This window comes from Halococcus agarilyticus, from assembly GCF_000334895.1.
GTDB lineage: Archaea > Halobacteriota > Halobacteria > Halobacteriales > Halococcaceae > Halococcus > Halococcus agarilyticus.
Genome location: NZ_BAFM01000010.1, coordinates 57,884 through 80,088, shown reverse-complemented (window position 1 = coordinate 80,088; position 22,205 = coordinate 57,884). Strand labels below are relative to the sequence as shown.

Annotated in this window: 23 protein-coding genes and 2 pseudogenes; 20 read left to right on the top strand and 5 right to left on the bottom strand. The window is 65.1% G+C overall.

Annotation, left to right across the window (positions count from 1 at the left end):
- Positions 1-2: 2 nt before the first annotated feature.
- Both TX76_RS09635 and TX76_RS09630 read right to left on the bottom strand, forming a co-directional pair.
- Positions 3-338 carry a hypothetical protein gene (locus tag TX76_RS09635; protein ID WP_049902086.1) on the bottom strand — a complete coding sequence of 112 codons (336 nt, stop codon included), beginning with the start codon at positions 336-338 and terminating at the stop codon, positions 3-5.
- The gene (locus TX76_RS09630; protein ID WP_049902085.1) at positions 335-1,411 is read right to left on the bottom strand and encodes an SDR family oxidoreductase; all 1,077 of its coding nucleotides are present in this window, start codon (positions 1,409-1,411) and stop codon (positions 335-337) included. Before TX76_RS09630 ends, TX76_RS09635 begins: the two co-directional genes overlap by 4 nt.
- A 116-nt stretch (positions 1,412-1,527) precedes the next feature.
- Here TX76_RS09630 and lpdA point away from each other — a divergent pair, with 116 nt between their 5' ends.
- The 5 genes from lpdA (at position 1,528) to TX76_RS09605 (ending at position 5,960) form a co-directional block, all read left to right on the top strand.
- Positions 1,528-2,952, top strand: coding sequence for a dihydrolipoyl dehydrogenase (gene lpdA, locus TX76_RS09625; RefSeq protein ID WP_049902082.1), 1,425 nt, complete (start codon positions 1,528-1,530; stop codon positions 2,950-2,952).
- Positions 2,953-3,068: 116 nt separating this feature from the next.
- Complete coding sequence (locus tag TX76_RS09620) at positions 3,069-3,425, top strand: DNA-binding protein (protein ID WP_049902079.1); 357 nt, start codon at positions 3,069-3,071, stop codon at positions 3,423-3,425.
- Positions 3,426-3,492: 67 nt separating this feature from the next.
- The gene (gene hisS / locus TX76_RS09615; RefSeq protein ID WP_049902076.1) at positions 3,493-4,797 is read left to right on the top strand and encodes a histidine--tRNA ligase; all 1,305 of its coding nucleotides are present in this window, start codon (positions 3,493-3,495) and stop codon (positions 4,795-4,797) included.
- Positions 4,797-5,624 (top strand): tRNA pseudouridine(38-40) synthase TruA, encoded by an 828-nt coding sequence (gene truA, locus TX76_RS09610; protein ID WP_049902072.1) that lies wholly within the window; start codon positions 4,797-4,799, stop codon positions 5,622-5,624. Before hisS ends, truA begins: the two co-directional genes overlap by 1 nt.
- Before the next feature lie 141 nt (positions 5,625-5,765).
- Positions 5,766-5,960 (top strand): hypothetical protein, encoded by a 195-nt coding sequence (locus TX76_RS09605; RefSeq protein WP_049902069.1) that lies wholly within the window; start codon positions 5,766-5,768, stop codon positions 5,958-5,960.
- Positions 5,961-5,972: 12 nt separating this feature from the next.
- On the opposite strand, the gene TX76_RS09600 is transcribed toward TX76_RS09605, so the two are convergent.
- Entirely contained in the window at positions 5,973-7,325 is a 1,353-nt protein-coding gene (locus TX76_RS09600; RefSeq protein WP_049902067.1) for a M28 family metallopeptidase, read from the bottom strand.
- A gap of 47 nt (positions 7,326-7,372) precedes the next feature.
- Positions 7,373-8,068: a TOBE domain-containing protein gene (locus TX76_RS09595; RefSeq protein WP_195156036.1), complete on the bottom strand. Its 696-nt coding sequence runs from the start codon at positions 8,066-8,068 to the stop codon at positions 7,373-7,375.
- A 33-nt stretch (positions 8,069-8,101) separates the two neighbouring features.
- Here TX76_RS09595 and TX76_RS09590 point away from each other — a divergent pair, with 33 nt between their 5' ends.
- The 11 genes and pseudogenes from TX76_RS09590 (at position 8,102) to TX76_RS09545 (ending at position 18,132) form a co-directional block, all read left to right on the top strand.
- Positions 8,102-9,178, top strand: a complete 1,077-nt coding sequence (locus TX76_RS09590) for an extracellular solute-binding protein (RefSeq protein ID WP_079890798.1) — start codon at positions 8,102-8,104, stop codon at positions 9,176-9,178.
- Between the two features lies 1 nt (position 9,179).
- The gene (locus tag TX76_RS09585) at positions 9,180-9,989 is read left to right on the top strand and encodes a molybdate ABC transporter permease subunit (protein WP_049902061.1); all 810 of its coding nucleotides are present in this window, start codon (positions 9,180-9,182) and stop codon (positions 9,987-9,989) included.
- A 1-nt stretch (position 9,990) separates the two neighbouring features.
- Positions 9,991-11,034 (top strand): ABC transporter ATP-binding protein, encoded by a 1,044-nt coding sequence (locus tag TX76_RS09580; RefSeq protein WP_049902058.1) that lies wholly within the window; start codon positions 9,991-9,993, stop codon positions 11,032-11,034.
- A 297-nt stretch (positions 11,035-11,331) separates the two neighbouring features.
- Positions 11,332-11,463 carry a hypothetical protein gene (locus TX76_RS18500; protein WP_267462363.1) on the top strand — a complete coding sequence of 44 codons (132 nt, stop codon included), beginning with the start codon at positions 11,332-11,334 and terminating at the stop codon, positions 11,461-11,463.
- Complete coding sequence (locus tag TX76_RS09575) at positions 11,460-12,170, top strand: TMEM165/GDT1 family protein (protein ID WP_049902057.1); 711 nt, start codon at positions 11,460-11,462, stop codon at positions 12,168-12,170. The genes TX76_RS18500 and TX76_RS09575 overlap by 4 nt, the downstream gene beginning before the upstream one ends.
- A gap of 230 nt (positions 12,171-12,400) precedes the next feature.
- On the top strand, positions 12,401-14,191 hold the full coding sequence (pepF, locus tag TX76_RS09570; protein ID WP_049902054.1) for an oligoendopeptidase F: 1,791 nt from the start codon (positions 12,401-12,403) through the stop codon (positions 14,189-14,191).
- Between the two features lie 63 nt (positions 14,192-14,254).
- Positions 14,255-15,472 carry a proteasome-activating nucleotidase Pan2 gene (gene pan2 / locus TX76_RS09565; RefSeq protein WP_049902052.1) on the top strand — a complete coding sequence of 406 codons (1,218 nt, stop codon included), beginning with the start codon at positions 14,255-14,257 and terminating at the stop codon, positions 15,470-15,472.
- 91 nt (positions 15,473-15,563) lie between these two features.
- Positions 15,564-16,118 (top strand): pyruvoyl-dependent arginine decarboxylase, encoded by a 555-nt coding sequence (locus tag TX76_RS09560; RefSeq protein ID WP_049902050.1) that lies wholly within the window; start codon positions 15,564-15,566, stop codon positions 16,116-16,118.
- Between the two features lie 45 nt (positions 16,119-16,163).
- Positions 16,164-16,553 carry a DUF5811 family protein gene (locus tag TX76_RS09555; protein WP_049902047.1) on the top strand — a complete coding sequence of 130 codons (390 nt, stop codon included), beginning with the start codon at positions 16,164-16,166 and terminating at the stop codon, positions 16,551-16,553.
- A 555-nt stretch (positions 16,554-17,108) separates the two neighbouring features.
- Positions 17,109-17,324: pseudogene (locus tag TX76_RS09550) on the top strand (IS6 family transposase); the annotation flags it as partial.
- A 235-nt stretch (positions 17,325-17,559) separates the two neighbouring features.
- Positions 17,560-18,132, top strand: a complete 573-nt coding sequence (locus tag TX76_RS09545; RefSeq protein ID WP_049902045.1) for a hypothetical protein — start codon at positions 17,560-17,562, stop codon at positions 18,130-18,132.
- Positions 18,133-18,584: 452 nt separating this feature from the next.
- Here TX76_RS09545 and TX76_RS09540 read toward each other — a convergent pair.
- Positions 18,585-18,947, bottom strand: a pseudogene (locus tag TX76_RS09540) (transposase); the annotation flags it as partial.
- A gap of 94 nt (positions 18,948-19,041) precedes the next feature.
- Between TX76_RS09540 and TX76_RS09535 the strand changes: the two are divergent.
- The 4 genes from TX76_RS09535 to TX76_RS09520 all read left to right on the top strand — a co-directional run bounded on the left by TX76_RS09535 (position 19,042) and on the right by TX76_RS09520 (position 22,168).
- Positions 19,042-19,575, top strand: a complete 534-nt coding sequence (locus TX76_RS09535; RefSeq protein ID WP_049902044.1) for a hypothetical protein — start codon at positions 19,042-19,044, stop codon at positions 19,573-19,575.
- A gap of 65 nt (positions 19,576-19,640) precedes the next feature.
- Complete coding sequence (locus TX76_RS09530) at positions 19,641-20,720, top strand: radical SAM/SPASM domain-containing protein (protein WP_079890797.1); 1,080 nt, start codon at positions 19,641-19,643, stop codon at positions 20,718-20,720.
- A gap of 22 nt (positions 20,721-20,742) precedes the next feature.
- The gene (locus tag TX76_RS09525) at positions 20,743-21,453 is read left to right on the top strand and encodes a YIP1 family protein (protein ID WP_079890796.1); all 711 of its coding nucleotides are present in this window, start codon (positions 20,743-20,745) and stop codon (positions 21,451-21,453) included.
- The gene (locus TX76_RS09520; RefSeq protein WP_049902034.1) at positions 21,437-22,168 is read left to right on the top strand and encodes a hypothetical protein; all 732 of its coding nucleotides are present in this window, start codon (positions 21,437-21,439) and stop codon (positions 22,166-22,168) included. The genes TX76_RS09525 and TX76_RS09520 overlap by 17 nt, the downstream gene beginning before the upstream one ends.
- Positions 22,169-22,205: the final 37 nt, after the last annotated feature.

Sequence of the window (22,205 nt, the reverse complement as noted above, 5' to 3'; positions counted from 1 at the left end):
CCTTACTCGCGTTCGACCGCCCACAGCCCGGTGAGCGCCCACGCACTCGCCACGAGCGCGTCGAGCGCCGCGAGGCGACGGTGATCGCTGCTCACGAGCGCGACGGCGACCATGGTGAGCCCGTGAGCGATGTCGGCGAGCGTGCCCACGAGCAGCCACGCGCGACTCCCCGACCGTCCGGCGGTGAGCGCCTGGCCGAGATGGCGTGCGCCGAGCAGTCGCCCGACGATCGAGACGCCCCGGCCCGCCGGCTCGCCGGTGACCCGCCGGACGAACACGTCTGGCGCGACCAGCAGGACAGCTCCGTAGAGCGCACGGACGACGGCGACGGTTCTCATCCGTTCTCACTTCCGTCACTGCCCGCACTCAGTCCGACCAGCGCGAGCAGCCCGACGATCGCCGAGAGCGCGACACCGAGATGCCGGCGGTGTTTGGCGAGCCAGAGCTGCTGGCTCACGTTCGTGGCCTGGCCGCTGAAGGGACCGCGAGCGCCTGGATCGCCGTCGACGGGCTCGTAGAGGTTCTCGGGTCGGTCGGGATCGTAGGGAAGGTCCGATCTCTGGCCGTCGACCGCGGTCCACGCGAGATACCGATCGACGAACCACGGCACGAACTTGTTGCCCCAGATCGTCTTGAGGGTGGCGCGACCGATGTAGAGCTCGCGTCGCCGGTTGTAGGCCGCCCAGTGGATCCCGTCGGCGGCGACCTCGGGCTGGTAGATCGGCGGCACGGGCTGTGGGTGATCCTCCAGATGCGACCGGCAGTGCTCGAACTGCGGGGTGTTGAGCCCCGGGAGCTGGACCATCGTGATGTCCACGTCGGAGTCGTCGGCGAGGAGCTCGGTTCGAAGCGACTCGTTCATTCCGCGCATCGCGAACTTCGAGCCGCAGTACGCCGACTGGAGCGGGATCCCCCGATACGAGAGGGCGGAACCGACCTGGACCAGTTTGCCCTCGTCGCGCTCGGTCATCCGCGAGAGTGCGGCGCGCGAGCCGTTGACCGCGCCGATGTACGTCACGTCGGTCACGCGCTCGAACTCGTCGGGATCGAGGTCGAGAAACGAGGAGTAGACCGTGGTCATCGCGTTGTTGATCCAGACGTCGATCGGGCCGAACGCCGCCTCGATCTCGTCGGCCGCCGCCTCGACTTCCTCGTACTCGCTGACGTCGGTCGGGATCGCGAGCGCCTCGCCGCCCGCCTCCTCGACCTCGGCTTTCGCCGCGCTGAGCCCGTCCTCGCCGCGCGCGAGCAGCCCCACGCAAGCCCCGTCTTCGCCGAACTCCCGCGCCGTCGCGCGACCGATTCCCGACGTGGCCCCGGTGATGACCACCACGTCGGACTGTCCGGCACTGCCCGTGGAGCGGTCGACGCTGGAACCGGTCGTTCCGCTCTCCGGTGTGCTCTCGCTCATACGAACGGTATCCACACCGGAGCCGTCTTCGTTCGACGGCTTGCTTTTGCAGGCAGAAGCGTCGGCCGCGGGCGAAACCCGCCTGGTTTTTCACGCGGCGGCGAGTGTTGCCGTGCATGGTCGTTGGCGACGTGACAACCGGAACCGACGTACTGATCATCGGCGCGGGGCCTGGCGGCTACGTCGCCGCCATCCGCGCCGGCCAGCTGGACCTCGACGTCACGCTGGTCGAGAAAGACGCCTACGGCGGCACCTGCCTGAACCACGGCTGCATCCCCTCGAAGGCGCTGATCTCGGCGACCGACGTCGCCCACGACGCGGGCCACGCCGAGGACATGGGCATCCACGCCGATCCTGCCGTGGACCTGAGCGCGATGGTGGGCTGGAAGGACGAGATCGTCGACCAGCTCACGGGCGGCGTCGAGAAGCTCTGCAAGGCCAACGGCGTGAACCTCGTCGAGGGGCGCGCGGAGTTCGCGGGCGAGAACACGGTGCGGGTCGCCCATGACGGCGATGGTCAGGGTTCCGAATCCATCGATTTCGAACACGCCATCGTCGCCACCGGCTCGCGCCCGATCGAGGTCCCGAACTTCGGGTTCGACGGCGAGCACGTCATCTCCTCGCGCGACGCGCTCGCGCTCGACGCCGTGCCCGAGAGCCTCGTGGTCGTCGGCGCGGGCTACATCGGGATGGAGCTCTCCACCGTGTTCGCCAAACTCGGCACCGACGTCACCGTGGTGGAGATGCTCGACTCGGCGCTCCCGGCCTACGAGGACGACGTCGCGCGCGTCGTCAAGAGCCGGGCCGAAGAGTTAGGGATCGACTTCTACTTCGGCGAGTCCGCAAGCGAGTGGGAGGAATCGGGCGACGGGATCACCGTCATGACGGAGGACGAGGACGGCGAGGTCGCGGAGTTCGGTGCGGAGAAGGCGCTGGTCGCGGTCGGGCGCGAACCCGTGACCGACACGCTGAACCTCGATGCGTTGGGTCTCGAACCAGGCGAGGGCGGGTTCCTCGACACCGACGACCGCGCGCGAACCGACGTCGAGCACGTCTTCGCGGTCGGCGACGTCGCGGGCGAACCGATGCTCGCGCACAAGGGAATGAAAGAAGGTGAGGTCGCCACCGAGGTCATCGCGGGCGAACCAGCCGCGCTCGATTATCAGAGCGTGCCCGCCGCCGTCTTCACCGATCCCGAGATCGGCACCGTGGGAATGACCGAGGCAGAGGCCGAAGAGGCCGGGTTCTCGCCGGTCGTCGGCGAGATGCCGATGCAGGCGAGCGGCCGCGCGCTCACGCTCGGCGAGAGCGAGGGGTTCGTCCGGGTCGTCGCCGACGACGACGCGGGGTTCGTTCTCGGCGCGCAGATCGTCGCGCCGGAGGCTTCCGAGATGATCGCCGAATTCGGATTGGCGATCGAGATGGGCGCGACCTTAGAGGACGTGGCTGCGACCATCCACACCCACCCGACGCTCGGCGAGGCTGTGATGGAGGCCGTCGAGAACGCCCAGGGGAGGGCGATCCACACCCTGAATCGGTGAGTGAAACTCACGGATTCACGTGAATTCGTGAATTTGGGTCGGAACGGGCGACGGGAAAGCGGAAATCGTGCTGCGGCGTCCGCCGGGTTTTTGTTCGGGTAGCCGTACTGTGACGTATGAGCGGCTCACCCGACGACGACGAACTCGAAGAGCTCCGCCAGGAGAAACTCGAACAGCTTCAAGAACAGCAGGGCGGGGAGGGCGGCGACCGCGAGGAGGCGATGCAGGCCCAGCAGGAACAGGCCGAGGCCCAGAAGAAGGCCCAGCTCCGCCAGCATCTCACCGACGGCGCGCGCAAGCGGCTCAACTCGGTCAAGATGTCGAAACCCGACTTCGGCGAGCAGGTCGAACAGCAGGTGATCGCGCTCGCGCGGAGCGGTCGGCTCGGCGACAAGATCGACGAGGACCAGATGCGCCAGCTCCTCCAGGAACTCAAGCCCGACCAGCAGAGCTTCGACATCAAGCGCCGATAGAACCACGCCAAAAGCGAACCACCGAAAGGACCGAAAGGCTTCAACCACGGGCTCGCCACTCGCCGGTATGTACGACCGCACCAAGGGGTTTCGCGACTTCTACCCGGGCGAGATGAGTTCGCGGCGGACCGTCATCGACACGCTCGAAGCGACCGCTACACGCTACGGGTTCCGCGAGGTCGGGACGCCCGCCCTCGAACGCACCGAGATGTACGTCGACAAGAGCGGCGCGGAGATCGTCGAGGAGCTCTACTCCTTCACCGACCAGGGCGGCCGCGACGTGGCGATGACGCCCGAACTCACGCCCACCGTCGCCCGAATGGTGGTCGAAAAACAGCAGGAGCTCTCGAAACCCGTCAAGTGGTTCTCGACCCGGCCGTTCTGGCGGTACGAGCAGGTCCAACAGGGCCGGTTCCGCGAGTTCTACCAGACCAACGTCGACGTCTTCGGGTCGGCCGAGCCGGCGGCCGACGCCGAGGTGCTCGCCTACGCCGCCGACGCGCTCACCGAACTGGGGCTCACGAGCGAGGACTTCGACTTCCGGGTGAGCCACCGCGACGTGCTCGGTGGGTTGCTCGCATCGTTCGAAAGCGAGGTCGACACCGGGGCCGCGATCCGGGCGGTCGACAAGCGCGCAAAGCTCGAACCTGCCGAGTACCACGGCCTCCTGACGGACGCCGGGCTCTCGGATGGTCAGGCGGAGGAGTTCGACAGCTTGCTCGACACTCCTGAAGACGACCTCGACGAGCTGGTGGCGTTCGCTGGCTCGGAACAGGTCGAAAGTGCAGTGACGAACCTTCGGAACGTGCTCGACGCCGCCGACGACCTCGGCGCGCGCGAGTACTGCACGCTCTCGCTCGACACCGCCCGCGGGCTGGATTACTACACGGGAGTCGTCTTCGAGTGTTTCGACTCCACAGGCGAGGTGAGTCGGTCGGTGTTCGGCGGCGGCCGGTACGACGACCTGATCGAGGGGTTCGGCGGCCAGCCGATGCCCGCGGTCGGCGTCGCGCCGGGACTCGCGCCGCTCGCGCTGCTCTGCCAGCGCGCGGGCGTCTGGCCCGAGGAGACGATCGCGACCGACTACTACGTCCTCCAGGTCGGCGATACCCGCCCGACGGCCGCCCGGGTCGTTCGCGATCTCCGGGCGCAGGGCCACGTCGTCGAGACCGACGTCGCCGGCCGAAGCTTCGGCGCGCAGCTGGAGTACGCCGACTCGATCAACGCCGAGACCGTGGTGATCGTGGGCGAGCAGGACCTCGCGGAGGGCCAGGTCACGGTGAAGGACATGGAATCGGGCGACCAGACCCAGGTGCCGGTCGAGGGGTTCCCCGGCGAGCGCGAGCGGCCGACGGACGACGATCTCGCCTGATGGCCGACGACGGTCGAGAGCTGCGCGCGTTCCGGGTGGCCTACGACGGCCAGCCGTATCACGGCTTCCAGCGCCAGCCCGACGTTCCGACCGTCGAGGACGCCCTGTTCGATGCGCTTCGTGAGCTGGACGTGCTCGATGCGACCGGCGACAAGCCGCACGGCTACGCCGCCGCGGGCCGGACCGATCGTGGGGTGTCGGCGGTCGCCCAAACCATTGCGCTCGCGGCCCCAGAGTGGCTGGCACCGGCGGCGCTGAACGGCGAGCTCCCGGCGTCGATCCGGGCGTGGGCGGCCGCAGACGCACCAGCGGGGTTTCACGCCACCCATGACGCCACGGCCCGCACCTACACCTACCACCTCCACGCGCCCGCTGTCGACATCGACCGCGCGCGCGAGGCGCTGTCGATGCTCGCCGGCGAGCACGACTTTCACAACCTCACGCCGGACGAGGGTGGAACTGTTCGCACGCTCGTTCCGGCGGTCGAATCGGATGGGGAGTTCCTCGTTCTCACGCTCCGGGCGGGCGGCTTCTCGCGCCAGCTCGTCCGCCGGATCGTCGCGCTCGTCGAGAATATCGCGACTGGTGTGGCACCCCTCTCGAAGATCGATCGGGTGCTCTCGCCTGCATCGCTTTCGGGTCCCGAGGGTGTGGGTCCCGCGCCCGCCGCGCCGCTCGTGCTGACCGAGGTCGCCTATCCTGACCTCGATTTCCGCGTCGACACCGAGGCCGCCGCGAGCGCACGCGAAGTCTTCGAGCAGCGCCGGATCGCAGCCGTGACGGCCGGACGGGTCGCGGGCTCGGTGCGAGACGGCATTGGGGACTGAACACAGGGTCGAAAAACGGCCGGCCGGTTCCACTCGATCCCGTGGGTTCCGTCCACGGTGTCACGATCCCGGCGGGCCACGCACCCGAACCGTGGCCGAACGGTCCACGTGTTTATCCCGTGTCACCACGTACTGTCGGCTATGTCGTCAGTGTTCGAGCGCGACACGTCGACGATCGGCACCGTCGTCGGGGTTGCGGTGATGATCGTCGCCATTGTCGGGTCCACGTTTCTCGGCTGGGAGTGGGGTGGCTCGGGCCAGCCGGTCGCCGTCGCGATCGGGCTCGCCGCCGCCCTCGCGGCGGGATGGGTCACGCTCCAGAAGCTCCGCGGGTGAGGCGAGCACCGATCACGCCCAGTCGTCGGGCCAGACGCCCGCCGCGCGCATCCCCGGCTCCGCACCGTCCTCGCGGAGTCGCTCGCGGAGGGCGTCGGTGTCGACGGAACCGGGATCGGTAGTCGTGATCTCGTGGACGAGGAGGGCGGCGAGCATCGCGTGCTCGCGGAGGTTCCGGACGTCGACTTTGTCGCGAGTGTCAGCTCGGGTGTGCGTCCAGCCGCGCTCCCAGCGGCCGCTTTCGTCCGCGCGGTGACTGTGGAGCTGAAGCGCCGGTACCCCCTCGCGGAGGAACGGCCAGTGGTCGCTGTAGGGATGGGGACGGTCGCTCACCGAGATCGGCTGCCCGGTGTCGTCACTCACGCGCTCGGCCACGCTCGCCACCCCATCCGAGGTATGGGTGATCGCGTGGAGATCGCGGTACCGTCCGGCCCCGTCGACGTTGACGACCGCCCGCACGCGATCGAGATCGAGCGATTCCGCGAGCGCCGCACTGCCCATCAGGCCGAGCTCTTCGCAGCTCACCCCCGCCACCCGAACCCCGCAGTCGAGATCGAGATCCGCGAGGATCCCGGCGGCGGCGACCGCGACCGTGATCCCACAGCCGTTGTCGAGCGCACCCTCCGCGACGTCGTGGGCGTCGTAGTGAGCGAGCAGGACGATCTCCTCGTCGGTGTCGGGCCCCAGACGGCCGACGACGTTCCGGCTCTCGCCTCGCTCGGTCGTCGCCTCCACGGAGATGGCTGCGTCCGCGCCGCGGTCGGCGTACTCCGTGAGCCATTCACCTGTTTCGTGGCTCACGCCGATCCCGGGGATCGCGGCCGCGTGATCGAACCGGAGCGCTCCGGTGGGCGGGAGCTGGCCAGGGCGGTGGTTGTGGAAGACGAACGCCGCCGCGCCGGCGGCCGCGGCGTGGCCGAGCTTCTCCATCCGGTGGACCCGTCGTTCGCCCGCCGGCGAGTCGGTGCTCGCGAGCGCCACGCTCCCGGCGACGTCGGCGGCGTCGATCTCGTCGGGCGTGCCGTGACCCACGTCGACGAGGGGTGCGTGGACGTCGCCGCCCGGCGAGTACGGCAGCGCGAACGCCTCGAACGATCGCTCGACCGGTTCGTCCCCACCGAGATCGTTCGCCGCGGGGACGCTGACACCGAACTCGGTCCGGCCGCGCGTCCAGCGCTGCATCCCGAACGTCTCGATCGAAGGCTCGGCTCCGGCGCGTTCGAGACCCGCGGCGACGAGGTCGGCGGCCTCGCGCTCGCCCGAGTGGCCGCCGAGGCGGTCGTCGATCTCGCACAGTCGAGTGAGGAACTCCCAGGGATACCCGTCGCGCCACGCGCGGCCCAGCGCGCGGTCGGCGTCGTCCATGCACGCCACAGGGGGATGGTGGACAAAAGTCCCATCGCCGAGAGACGCTACTCGTCGGCGCGTTCCGCAGCCGTCGCGCGTGTCGCGGTCGCCTTGAACGACGCCACGACCGGGTCGCCGACCGCGAGATCGAGCGCCCCGAGGGCGTCGTGTGTCACGAGCACCGTGAGCGGGGCGTCGGCACCGACGTCGACGCCGACGCGAACGATCGTCTCGCCAGGGACGAGATCGACGGCTTCGCCACGGAGCCGATTGCGTGCGCTCATCTCGCCCGACGCCGGTACGTCGTCGGGTACGTGGAGCGTGACCGCGTCGGCCCGGAGGGTCACTTCGACCCGCTCTGCGGCCTCGGGGGCGAGCGCGCGCACCGTTCCGGCGGCGGTCTCGACGGTCGCCAGCTCGCCGTCGCGTTCCGTGATCCGCCCGTCGAGAACCGTCTCCGCGACGCTGGCGGTACCGGCGTACGCCGCTCGGAGACGTTCGAACCGCGCGAGCAGGTCGCGGGCGTCGTCGGTGAGTTCGCTGCCGCCGCCGCCGACCCCGCCGCGCTGGCGCTCGACGAGCGGGCCGAACTCCTCCTCCAGGGCCGTGATCCGGGCGTGCGCCCGCGAGAACGACCGTTCGAGCGCGTCTGCAGCGGCGTTGAGCGAGTGATGCTCGTCGACGGCGCGCAACAGTGCCGCATCCCGCGCCTCGAACGACACGCCGTCGGCCCGGAGGCGCGCCTCGAATCCCGCGTCCATACCCATCCATTACTACCCGCGAGCAAGAGCTTTATGTCCGGATCGAATAACGGTGTTGTGTCCACGTCGGAACAACGCTCGCCGGGGTCGTGTTCGCGGCGGGCGTTCCTCGGGGGCGTTGGAGCAGTAGGGCTCGCAGGGGCGGCCGGCTGCGTGGGCAGCGGCCGCGAGAGCGGTGTCGACGGCGACGACGGCGATGGCGACACCGGGCCGGTCACGATCCTCGCGGCGGGGAGCCTCCAGAACGCCCTGGCGAACGGGCTCGAACCTACCCTCGATGTCCCAGTGCGGATCGAGTCCCACGGGTCGGCGACCGTCGCCCGACTGATCGACGAGGGCAAGCGCGACCCGGACATCGTGAGCGTCGCCGACACGGCGCTGTTCGACGAACCGCTCTCGCCGCCGTGGTATTCGACGTTTACGAGCAACGCCGTCGTGATCGCGTACAATCCGGAGACGGAGGGCGGCAAACGTCTCGCCAACGCAGGAAAAGAGCGCTGGTACGAGCCGCTCGTGAACGGCGACGTCAGGCTCGGACGAACCGACCCGGACCACGACCCGCTCGGCTATCGGGCGCTGTTTGTGCTCGAACTCGCCTCGCGGTACTACGACGGCGCGTCGAACCTCGGGGGGAAGATCCTGAAGCGAAACCAGATCTACCCCGAGACGGCGCTGATCAGCGGGTTCGAGACCGGCGCGATCGACGCCGCGATCGCCTACCGGAGCATGGCGGTCGAGCGCGACTACGAGTACGTGGCCCTGCCCGATCGGATCGACCTCAGCGAGCCAGCCCACGAGGAGGAGTGGTACTCGACCGTTTCGTACTCGCTGCCGACTGGCCACGAGATCGCGGGCGGACCAATCAGCTACGGCTCGACGGTGCGCAGGACGAGCGACGCTGCGCTGTCGGTGTTCGCCGCACAGAGTACGGGAACGTATCTCGACGACCACGGGTTCGTCCGCCGCGAGGGGTTCCCGACCTACGATGGGAACGTCCCGCAGCGCGTAAAACGGACGACCGACCGGGCAAAGGAGAGCCAGTCGCCGTCACGGCAGAACGGTCGTCTCGCGGACCGATCGTCGGCGGTCGCCGACAGGGGACCGGTCTGAGATGGCGACGCGCTCCGATCGATCTCGCACGGCGATCGGGGGTTTCGACTGGCTCACGGTGGCGCTGGTGCTCGGCGGCGTGCTGTGTCTCTACTACCTCGCGCCGCTGGTGTCGCTGTTCCTCTCGGTTCCCGAGACGGCGCTCCTCGACGCGCTTTCCGACCCGGCGGTCGTGAGCGCGGCGACCACCTCGCTGCTGTCGGCGTCGATCAGCACGACCCTCGCCACGGTGTTCGGGCTGCCGCTCGCGTACTGGCTCGCGCGGAGCGAGGCGCGCTGGAAGAGTGGGGTTCTCGCGGTCGTGATCCTGCCGCTGGTGTTGCCGCCGACGGTGAGCGGGATCGTGTTGCTCACCGTTGTCGGGCCGAACGCGCCGATCGGTGCGTTCGCCATCACCGCGGGAATGCCGCTCACGCGGTCGCTCGCTGGGGTGGTGCTCGCCCAAACCTTCGTCGCTTCTCCGTTCGTGGTCGTCACCGGCAAGGCGGCCTTCGAGGGCGTCGATCGAACCCTCGAACACGCCTCGCGGTCGCTCGGGAAGGGACGGTGGACGACCGCGCGCCGGGTGACGCTCCCGCTCGCCGCGCCCGGTGTTCTCGCCGGCGTGACGCTCGCGTTCGCGCGGGCGATGGGGGAGTTCGGCGCGACCGTGATGGTGGCGTACTACCCACAGACGATGCCGGTCGCGGTCTGGGACGCGTTCCTCGAAGGGGGGCTCGACAGCGCCTACCCCGTGGCGATCGTACTCGTCGCCGTCTCGATCGCCGCGCTCGTGGTGCTCAACACCGTCGCGTCGAACCCGTGGGAGTGAGATGCTCACGATCAACGGGGTGAAGAAGTCCTACGGCGCGTTCGAGCTCGGACCGATCGATCTCGCGGTCGACGCGGAGGTGCTCTCGGTGCTCGGCCCGTCGGGGTGTGGAAAGACGACGCTCCTCTCGGCGGTCGCGGGAGTCGTCGAGCCCGACGCCGGAACGGTCACGCTGAACGGCGCGGATCTCGCGGGTCGCCCGCCAGAGGAGCGCGGAACGGTGCTCGTCTTTCAGGACGGCGCGCTCTTCCCGCACATGACCGCCCGGGAGAACGTCGCGTACGCCGCGGCGTCGGCGGGGAACGTCGAGGAGCTCGCCGCCAGGCTCGAGGTCGCCGACGTGCTCGACCAGCGGGCGGCGACGCTGTCGGGCGGCGAGCGCCAGCGCGTCGCGCTCGCGCGCTCGCTCGCCGCCGACCCCGACGCACTGCTGCTCGACGAGCCGCTCGCCAACCTCGACGCGCCGATCAAGCGCCGGCTCCGGGACGAGCTTCGGCCCCTCCTCGCGTCGCTCTCGATCCCGGTGCTCTACGTCACCCACGACCAGCACGAGGCCACGGCGATCGGCGACCGGCTCGCCGTGATGGCCGAGGGGAGGATCCAGCAGTGCGACACGCCAGGCGAGGTGTTCGCCCGCCCCGCGACGCCGTTCGTCGCGTCGTTCACCGGGAGCACGAACCTGTTTCGGGTACGGGTCGCCGAGGCGGACGGCAGCCCCGTCCTCGAATGGGGCGGCCTCGAACTCGGCGCTCCCGATCACGGGTGCGAGATCGGCGAAACGGTCCAGTTCTGTATCCGGCCGGAGTACGTCACTGTCGTCGAGAGCGGTGTGCGGGAACGACGGAACACGCTCTTCGGACGGGTTCGACGCGTGGTGTTCGAGGGCGACGGCTATCTCGTCGACGTCGCTCCCGAGGGTGTCGACGACGTGATTCGGGTCACGCTGTCGTCGCCCGTCTACGATCGCCTGGAACTGGCTGACGGCGAACGGGTCCGACTCTCCCTGCCGAGCGACGCGATCCACGTCATCGGCGCAGGCGAGTAGTCGCACCCACAGCTGCTCCGTTCGGCCGAGCGACGACGAGTTCGTCGAAACCAGCCGGATCGGTGGGTTTGCCCCGTGAATCGTTCCGTGGTCGGATCGGCGGTGTCAGTGGGTTCCCCACCCTCATCACGGATCGGTCTCGAAGAACCGACGCTGTTGCGTAGTGGGATCACTGTTCGGCTCCGAACCCGGCCGCGGAACGTCGCGACCGCGCATCGGTTGCTGAAGCGAACAATCGTCGGGCGGGAGACGATTTAGTGGACAAACTACAAAAGGTTAGAGCTATCTAATTCGAGTGTGACGAGCGACGGGATGGAGGACGGTCTCGGAGCGATCCGCTCCCTCGAACGGATCGGCGGCACCGAGACGATCCGTGGCCGCCGAGTCGGGTCGACCGGCCCGCCGTCGATCGAGGTGAGTGGGACGTGACGGGATGGCTGGAGATCGCGGTGATCGCGTTCGTCGCCCAGTTGGCGGTGTTGCCTGGCGAGAAGGTGCAGTACATCATCGCCGGCCTCTCGACGCAGTTCCGGCCGTGGCTCGTCGTGAGCGCCGCCGGCCTGGCGTTCGCGGGCTGGACCGCGCTCGAAATCCTCGTCGGGCGGACGCTACAGACCGCGCTTTCCCCGACGGTGCTCAACGTGCTGACGGGGTGTCTGTTCTTGTTGTTCGCCGTGTTGCTGTATCGGTCGATTCCCGACGCGGATAGTCCAGAGGGCGTCGCTCGACGGACCGACGGCGGCGTCGCGGCCATTGCGCCGAGCATCGACGCACCGACGGTGTTCGGGCACGACCTCTCGGAGTCGCTGGGCGGGTTCGTCCCGATCTTCCTGCTGATGGCCGCCGGCGAGTTCGGTGACAAGACCCAGCTCGTGACGATCGGCCTCGCGGCCCAGTACGGCGCGACCGCGGCCATCTGGGTCGGTGAGATGGTCGCGATCATCCCCGTGAGCCTCGCCAACGCCTTCTTCTTCCATCGGTTCGCCCATCGGATCGACGTCCGGAAGGCCCATCTCTTCGGCGTGGCGCTGTTCGCGTTCTTCGCGCTCGATACGTTCCTCGCGGTGTTCACGGGGGTCTCGATCTGGGGGTCGTTCATCGAAACCGTCTCGGCGGTCGTCGGAACGCTTCTCTGACCCACTCCATCCGCAGTATCAGTCGTCCCGCGCGGTTCGGATTCGATAGTTCACATATGATTGCTGACGGTTGGCGAGCGATCTCGACCGAGACACGCCGTCGATCGCCGCGTTCGGTCCCCGAACCCCTGCTCCGTCGGCCCGCCTTTCGTGGGGAGCGTTTCGGCCGTTGTTGCGCCACCGGCTCCGGTGTGAGAAGGCTTACTTCGGTGCCCTCGCAACGCTTGCCCATGAGTTCGGTTCCCGAACGCGGCGAGATCGAGACCGAGTACACGTGGGATCTCGACGACCTCTTCGCCTCGGACGAGGCGTGGGAGGACGCCTTCGACGCGATCGAGGCGCGCCTCGACGATCTCGCGGCCTACGAGGGCCGGACGACCGAGAGCGCCGCGACCCTGCTCGCGACCCTCGAAACCCGCGAGGAGCTCATGCGCGAGGTCGCGAACGTCGCCACCTACGCCAAGCTCCGCAGCGACGAGGACACCGCCGACCAGCACTATCAGGCGCTCGCCTCGCGGGCGAGTACACTTGCCACCGACGCACGGAGCGCAGCGAGTTTCATCGAACCCGAACTCCAGAACTGCACACGCGAGGAGCTCGATGCGATGATCGAGGAAGAATCCGAACTCGCGACCTACGAGCACTACTTCGACGACGTGCTCCGGATGAAACCCCATACCCGCTCGGCCGAGATCGAGGAGCTCCTCGCGGATCTCAGCGAGGTCACGGGCGGGGCGAGCGAGGTCTACAGCCTCCTGACGAACGCCGACATGGATTTCCCCGCGGTCGAGGATGCAGACGGTGAGCCGGTCGAGATCTCGCTGAGCAACTTCACCACTCTCCAGAAACGCCCCGACCGCGACTTCCGCCGGGAGGTCTACGAGCAGTTCTACGACGAGTGGACCGGGGTCCGCAACGCAGTGGGGACGGCCCACCACAACAGCGTGAAAGCGGACGTCAAGCTCGCCGAGGCCCGCAACTACGACACCGCACGCGAGGCGTCGCTCGACGGCGCGAACATCCCGGTCTCGGTGTACGACACCCTGATCGACACAGTACATGAAAATCTCGATCTGTTGCAGCGCCACGCGGATCTCAAAGGAGAGGCGCTCGGTGTCGACGAGCTTCAAATGTGGGACGTTTACATGCCGCTGGCCGACGACGAGAGTCCCGAAGTGCCCTACGAGGAGGCCGAAGAACACGTCATCGAGGCGGTCGCGCCGCTCGGCGACGACTATCAGAACCGGCTCGCGGAGGGGCTCGATTCCCGGTGGGTCGACGTCTACGAGAGCGTCGGCAAGCAGTCGGGAGCCTACTCCGGCGGCACGTACGACTCCCAGCCGTACATCCTGATGAACTACCAGGACGACATCGACTCGATGTACACGCTGGCCCACGAACTCGGCCACTCGCTGCACACCCAGCTCGCCAGCGAGACCCAGCCCTATGTGTATGGAGGCTACGAGATTTTCGTCGCCGAGGTCGCCTCCACGGTCAACGAGGCGCTCCTGACGAACCACCTGCTCGACACCGTCGAGGACGACACCTTCCGCCGGCACGTGCTGAACGAGTACCTCGAACGCTTCCGGTCGACGCTCTTTCGCCAGACGATGTTCGCGGAGTTCGAGAAGGAGACCCACCGGCTCGTGGAGGACGGCGAGGCGCTCACGCCGGATCGACTCGACGACCTCTATCGCGGGCTGAAGGAGGAGTACTACGCGACGAGTGCGGTCGACGACCGGATCGCCCGCGAGTGGATGCGGATCCCCCACTTCTATCGGTCGTTCTACGTCTACCAGTACGCGACCGGGATCTCGGCGGCGGTCGCGCTCGCCGAGGGCATTCAGGAGGAGGGCGAGGCAGCCGCGAAGCCCTACCGGGAGTTCCTCGAATCGGGTTCACACGGCTATCCGATCGATCTCCTCCGGGAGGCCGGCGTCGACATGACGACCGCCGACCCGATCGAATCGGCGCTCGCAGCCTACGACGCTTCGCTCGCCGAGTTCGAGCGTCTCGCCTGAGCCCCATAATTCTCCCGAACCCAAAGGGACTTTTAACACACGGCCCCTACCAGCGGGCACCGAATGTCCCACAGCCCCTCCCTCCCCGACCGGCCCCGGCTCGATCTCGACCCCGAGCTCTCGGACGACGAGCGGGTGGCGGCGCTCGACGAGCATCTGGCGGAGATCGCGCAGGTCCACGACGAGCTCGCCGAACGCCTCGACGAGGCCGAGGCGCGCCACGAGGAACTCGAGAGCGAGGCGGGACGGCTCCAGCGGGAGAACGAGACGCTCAAGACTTCCTCGCTGTACGTCGCCACGGTCGAGGAGCTGACCGACGAGGGCGCGATCGTGCGCCAGCACGGCAACAACCAGGAGGTGCTGACCGAGATCTCGCCGACGCTCGAAGAGGAGGTCGACAACGGCGATCGGGTTGCCGTCAACGACTCCTTCAGCGTCCAGCAGACCCTCTCAAGCGAGACCGACGCGCGCGCCCAGGCGATGCAGGTCGAGACCCGCCCGGAAGTGAGCTACGGCGACATCGGCGGGATCGACGACCAGATCCGCGAGGTGCGCGAGGCCGTCGAGCTCCCGCTGCTCGACCCCGAACGGTTCGATACGGTGGGGATCGAGCCGCCGACGGGCGTGTTGCTCCACGGTCCGCCCGGAACGGGCAAGACGATGCTCGCGAAGGCAGTCGCCAATGGAACGGACGCGACGTTCATCAAGATGGCGGGCTCCGAACTCGTCCGGAAGTTCATCGGCGAGGGAGCGCGCCTCGTTCGCGATCTGTTCGAACTCGCGAACGAACACGAGCCCGCGGTGATCTTCATCGACGAGCTCGACGCGGTCGCCGCCAAACGCACCGACTCCAAAACGTCGGGCGACGCCGAGGTCCAGCGCACGATGATGCAGCTGCTGAACGAGATGGACGGGTTCGACGAGCGCGGCGACGTCTCGATCATCGCCGCGACGAACCGCTTCGACATGCTCGATCCCGCCATCCTCCGCCCCGGGCGGTTCGACCGGCTCATCGAGGTCCCCGAGCCCGACGCGGAGGGTCGCGAGCAGATCTTCCAGATCCACACCCGCGGGACGACCCTCGCCGACGACGTCGACTTCGCCGAACTCGCCGAACTGACCGCGGGACGAAGCGGCGCGGAGATCGAAAGTCTCGCGACCGAGGCCGGGATGTTCGCGATCCGCGAGGAGCGCACCGAGGTCGAGATGGACGACTTCGAGGCGGCCCTAGAGAAGGTCACGGACGAGGACACCGCGGCCGAGCCGATCGCGTTCCACTGACAGCGGACTGGAGAACGGCCAGACCGAGCCGAGTCGAGAGCACCGTCCCGAAATCACAACCCTTCTCGCCCCCGCGCCACTCCGTCCGACCATGAGCACCATCAGAATCGTCGCCGGCACGGGTCGGGGCCCGACGGCGATGGCGTCGTACGACACGGCGCTCGCCGACGCGGGCGTTCACAACTACAACCTCGTCTCGGTCTCCTCGATGATCCCCGCCGGTAGCGACATCGAACGCCACGATACCGCGTCCGATCTCGGTCCGGTCGGTGAGCGTCTCACCGTGGTCGAGGCGCGTGCCACGGTCGAAGCGCGCGCCGGTGATGGAGCGGCCAGCGTGACGGGCAGCGCCGCGGCCGACGACGTGGAGCCGGCGGACGCGGCCGTGGCCACTGCCGGACTCGGCTGGTCGGTCACGGAGGCGGGTCGCGGGATCTTCTACGAGGCATCGGGTGTCGATCCGGCGAGCGTCCGTGAGACGGTCACAGCGGGGTTGGCGGCGGGTCGGGATCTCCGCGAGTGGTCGTTCGACGACGAGGCAATCGTGATCGAAACCGCCGACAGGATAGCCGACGAGAACGGTTCGGGACGGTTCGTGACGGCGATCGTGCTCGCGGTCTACGGCGAGAGCGAGCCGATCCTGTAGCGGGAGGTTTTTGACTGGGGCGCTCGTACCGTTCCTGTCCTTCTCATGAACGGAAACACGCCCTACGCGGGCCGGCCGGACGCGATCGGCGCGGGCCAGCGCGCGGACGCCGACGTCCCCGATCTCTCGGCCGACGAGCGTCGCGAGCTCCGCGCCGGACTCGATACGGTTGCGGCCCGGACCCGCGAGTTCCTCCCCGACGAGTACGTCGTCGGCGCACAGATCGTCGCCGGCTCCGACGGTCCCGAAGGAACGATCGCGGTCCAGCCGCCCGTCGGCCCGGCCGTGAGCGCGGGCTTCACGCCCGACGCCGAGGAGCTCGTCGACGGCATCCCCGACGAAGATCGCGACGAAGTCGCCCACCAGCTCGCCGCGACCGCCGCGCTCCAAGTCAAACAGGCCGTCGAGGACGCGATCGCGCCGGTTGCCCAGTAATCGCAATCGGAGATTACGGTCAATAGTGCCTCTTATCGATCACCGAGGAGAGTGATTTTCAACATTTGCGTTTTTCTTGTGGCGACCTCTACAGAAAAGACAGCGAGAATGCCTCGCGGCTTGACCGCGAGGGTGAATCGCGTAAGCTTTATGATTCGTCCGAACCTCTGTTCGGACGTGATAGGCCACATGGCCCGCCAGAACGTAAGTACGGGAGGCTGAACAAACCCCCGGCGTTCGGCGTGGCGCGTTCCGGAACGCCCATCCCGAAAGATAGGGGCGGGACGCTCCGAATCTTTCCAGCGTCCCCAGAACGCGAAGCGTTCTGGTGTGCGAACGAGACGCGAAGCGTCTCGTCAACGTGGAAGAACGCCCGTGGAGTCTGGAACCACTGTGCCTTCTTCGGAGGGTGCAAGTTCCGACGCCGAAGCGGGAAGTCTCGGGGCTTGACCCCGAGGCAGGTTCACTCCGTGACCACAGTTCTCGCTTACGGGTTTTAATCGATAGTGTTCAGATACGGCTGAAACGTGGGGCGCGGAGTGATTTCAGTGCTTCATGCCAAATTCCACCGGCCTCGGCGGTTGTTTGGGCGAAATCGACGTAGAGTTTGTGGAGCGAGAAGCAACGCCACGGCTGTTGCTGAAGCTGGGAATTCAGTTGCATCTCGCCGGTCTTTCGCTTTCGAATACCGTATCGATTCTCGAAATATTCGGCGTTACTCGTGCGCGGTCGACGATCCATAACTGGGTTCACAAGGCGAGTTACAGCCCTGCGTATCTGAACACTATCCCAGCGACGGGGGATACGACATCTGTGTTTGAAGCGGTGATAATGGAGCTCGTCGACTGGCTCTACAGCTGTGACGCGTAACGAGAGTGATGCGAGCGAGCGACTTTCGACGTGGTGCCGTGTCCGCTCGATCCAGCATAGAAATCGCCAAAATAATATTATATGATGTTAATACTATCTACTTGTGGATTTGACCGAAATTCGGACCGCTAACGAGATGGCGTTCGACCTGTATCACTCGGAGCAGTGGCTATTAGCACTTCTCGAATCCCCATCCGACGAGCGAGGAGCCATCGAATTGGCGTGTAACGGTCTCTACGGTGCGAAGTCGCTGTACTCTCAGTGGACATTCAGCGAACCCGACGATCGAGCACGGGAGTTGTTCGCTGTTCTCGCGGACAGAAAACAGCAGCATCTGGAGCGGTTCGGGTCCTGTCTGTCGGGCGAATACCATCCTTCTTCCGGGGGAGCGGTCTACGACCACCTCCGCACGCGGAACGAAACTGCGGAACGCATCGGTGCCGGGGTTGTCGCGCGAGGGTTACTGGAACACAGTACCTACGAGTGCTTTCTGACAAACCTCGAACTCACCGACGATACTCGAACCACGGTAGAAGCGATCCAGGGCGATGTGAAAACGACGCTAGACGACGTGAGAGATGTTGTCGAAGACTACCCTGCATCGGAGAGGAAAGCTATACGGGAGAGTTGCGACCACACACTACAGACGGGACGAGATGCCCTCAGCGGGACCACACCGACCACGGGGACGCACGGCTATAGGGATTAGCAGTTATTCCCATAGATCCCATCGAGAGTGGCCCCTCGGGTAGCTCGATTTCTGGAACGAACCCCCGAACACCACTGCTAATCCCTATGGCACCCCCACGGGAACGCCGTAGGCCGTCAGCGAGGCACCTGATCGGCTTGAGTGGTCAGCAAACGGTCCATCCTCTCGATTCCCCTTCTGTGCATCGGTGGTGGGCTCGGACATCGTGAATCAGCAGACGGCCGTCGCGTTGCCTATCTGTCCTCCACCGGGTCGGCGTGGCCGCCGAATCGAATTATTAGAATGGTTTCACCGAACTATTGCTCATCCCAATACATCGTACCACAGCAAATTCTCGAAGCTGTCGTTCGGTGAGTTGAGCTTCAGTTCGAGGAAGCCAGGGTATTTCTGGAGGTGACGTTTTGAGATACCTCGGAACTTCACCAGTCACTGACGAAGGAAGCTATGGCGATTTCATCGATATCACCGCCCACGTCCTGGACTGTGTGAACGAAGTTGAGGACAGCCTCGTAATCTCGACCGAGGTCCCGAGCGATTTGAGTGGTCGGCTTAGATCGCATTTCCTTGACGATGTAGAACATCTCTTCTAGGGCGAACCGATGCTGGCCGAAGAGCGTGTGAGTGAGGTCGTTGAAGTAGGTCTCGCACGCCTTACACCAGTATTGCTGGGCATCTTTGCTGGTCGTCCCTCGCTTGACGACAGCGTCTTTCTCGCAGTGGACACATGTCACCGTCTCGCCGAACCGGGCGAGACGGAGACACTCAAAGCATCGCTCACGCGGTGGCAGGAAGACTTGTGCTGACTGCTTGTTCATCGTTGACCATCATATGATTCGCCAGTAAGACCGATGTTACGATTTATCGATATGGTCGAAAACTATTTAATTATTCCTCTTCATTCAACTGGATATGCCCACGGCAGTAACTGGGTCCGAAAATGTAGATCACTCGCAGAGCATCGCACACAACGGGGAATTCAAGACCGATATAGACCCGTTCAAGGCCGAAATCGTGAGTTCCTCCGTTTACTTTAGTGGACTCTTCGACGAAGAGGAGATCTCCGAGCTCGTGACTGAGGAGACCATCTCGGACGAGGTTCTCGACTCCTATACCGACCTCTGCACGAAGGAGTTCGAGGAAGCTCTCAACATGCAGGGCGTCGAGGATATCGACAGCGTCTCCATTGAGGAGCTCGCCGAAGAGGCAAACGAGTACACGTTGTCCAAGGACGATGTCGAGGCGCTCATCGAGATCGACTCCCAGATCGATTCGATGGCGGAAGCCAGCAACGCCGAGACGCCGGTTGTCGATGGCCACATCGCATGTTCCGCAGTCGCAGCGTGTGTCGCAGCTGTCGTGGTCGTGGTCGCCGCCGCCGCCGCAGGCGTCGCCGCGACGGTGGGAGCCGCTGTGAACACGACTGTGACGACCGGGCACTACTAGGCGGTACTCGGTGTTCACACTAACTGAATCCAATTCAAACGATACCAATCAACATCAAAACAGTAATGATTCCAACGTCAGTTTCGGTGTTTCTCGACTATCAGTGTAACTTCGCCTGTGATCACTGTAGCGTGGGGAGCAGTCCGGAAACGAAATTCGAAATGCCGGACGACTTGCGGGGGGACGTGTTCGACGAACTTGAGACCCTCGACACGCTCCAGCTGGTGTGTTTCACCGGCGGTGAATGTACGCTTCACAAGGACAAGCTCCTCGAAGGAATCGAACGATGTTCCGAAGCGGGTCTCAACACCCGAATCGTCACGAACGCCTGGTGGGCGCACGATATGGATAACACCCACGATATGCTCCAGGACCTCGTTGACGCAGGCCTCGACGAGATCAACACCAGCTACGACGATTTCCACACGGAGTACATGGACTTCGAGAACATCGTGAACATGATCGAGGCGTCCCTGGAGTACGATGAACTCAGCGCTGTTGCGCTGGCCTGTATCATCGGTAGCGAGGAGCCCGAGTACGACCTAGAGCGGATGGAAGCAGCCATCGAAGAACGGGTCGGTCGCCCGGTCGGTGAAATCGGAAAGCTACACACCCTCCAAGACGCGGCCGCGCCGATGGGTTCGGGCATCCAGCTGGACCCCAGCAGGTACTCCGCAGTCAAAGACGTCGACGTCGGGTGTCGCGACGTCGTTAGCACCTTTTCGATTCACCCGGACGGGTCGGTCAAAGTCTGCTGTGGTCACGCCCAGTTCTATCGCCCCGACCTCACGATGGGGAACCTGAAAGAGGACTCGCTGGTCAATATCATCCAGAACTCGCAGGACAATCTCGTCTACTGGCTCATACACGAGGTCGGACCGAAACGGCTCCTCGATCGCATGGGCGTCGACCCGGCAGTCGAGTACACCGGCATCTGCCACGCCTGTCACGATCTGCTGGGTGACTACCGAGACGAGTTTCTCGAATACGTCCGCGAAAATCGGACGGAACTCATCAAAAGCGACGTGTTCCTCAGCGATCGTACCGAAAAGAACGTCGCCCGGCTCGCCGAGAACAAAGACGAAATCATGCGAAAGCTCGATGACATCGATGTGACTGGGACCGACGACAAAGTCAGAACCTGACCACGGAGTCGACTACCACCCAATGTTCGGCCACAACCGCAAGAACACCGCAACAATGACAAATAAACAGTATAAAAACCCAGTCCCCCTGGTTCTCGATCTTCTGTTCGATCTGCGAGAGATCGTCGACCGGCAGGAACTGGATCAACTTCGGACGCCAGCGGCGATCGTCCTACTGGCTGCTGTATCGAACCTCGTCAGTGCGATAGCGAGTGTCAGGTGGGTAGCGCCCGTCCTTCCCGGCTCGACGACGAATATCTATCTCATCTCGGCTGTGACTGCCGTCCTGTTACCGCTTGCAGTCTGGATCGGGACGGCTGTCGCGTTCTACGTGATCGCGACGTTGAGCTTCATCGATGTCGATTTGAGAGCGACCGTCTGGTTGACGGGTGTCGGGATGATACCGTACGTCCTCAGTTCACTCCTCGGGACGGCCGCGACGCTGTTCGCTATCACGCAGATCTCGGCCCCTGAGTCCGTAGAACTCGTTCAGGCGCGCTCCTCGATAATCCAGTCCTTTACCGTCGTGCGATTCACGAATATCCTCTATCCCATAGCGGTGGTCTGGACGGGTGTAAACTGGATCAAGATGGGGTCGGCCGCCTGGGATGTATCTACGAAACGGGCGGCGAAAATCGTCTGTGGGCCGCTCGTCTTGCTCTTGGCCATATTTATAACAATAAAATTTAAATCTGTATTTAATAAGAGGTATATTAATGACAGAAAACAATGAGAACGAGTTACCAGGTGAACTGCTGGAGAAGAAATCCAGGGACATTATCGGGTCTCTGGACACCGGAACGCGCGACAGTATCACAAGTTTCGGCCAGGCGGCGGCGACTCAGATTACATCGGCATGGCAAAAGACCGAAGACGTACACGGCCACTTCGCAGGCGTGGACGAAATCGTCGTCGACCCGGACTTATCGGACGAAACCGATATGGACTCGTCAGAGCGGGCCGTCGAGGCGTACGGAAATTTCGGCGACGAGCCGTTCAAAATTCAGATATTCTACACAGACAACGCGGATCCGAAGGGGCTGTATATTTTTAAAGACAAGGACGTGGGCTTGCTGGACTCCCTCGGTGACGTAGGGCTACTGGGCAAATCCAAAGTGTCGTCTATCACCGGCAGACTCCGCAACCGAAAGCAGGAACTCACGGAGCGAGAACACGACATCGTCACGGACGTCGTCGACTTGCTCGACCAGGGGGAGTTCCAGACGGTGTACGAGATGCTCACTGCGGAACTCAAAGAGCAGGTAACGGTGGCCGACATCGAGTCGGGATGGACCACACATATCGACTCGTTCGAAGGTATCGAAGCCATGTGTAAAAAGCGGGACGTGATTCAACTGGCTCTCGCGGACGCCAGCGGTTCGAAGGAATTCTTCGTTACCGTCACCGATGACGGTGCGATCGGTACGCTTCGAATTCGAGACGGATAAACAATGAGTACAACAACACGGACCCACGGAAGACGAA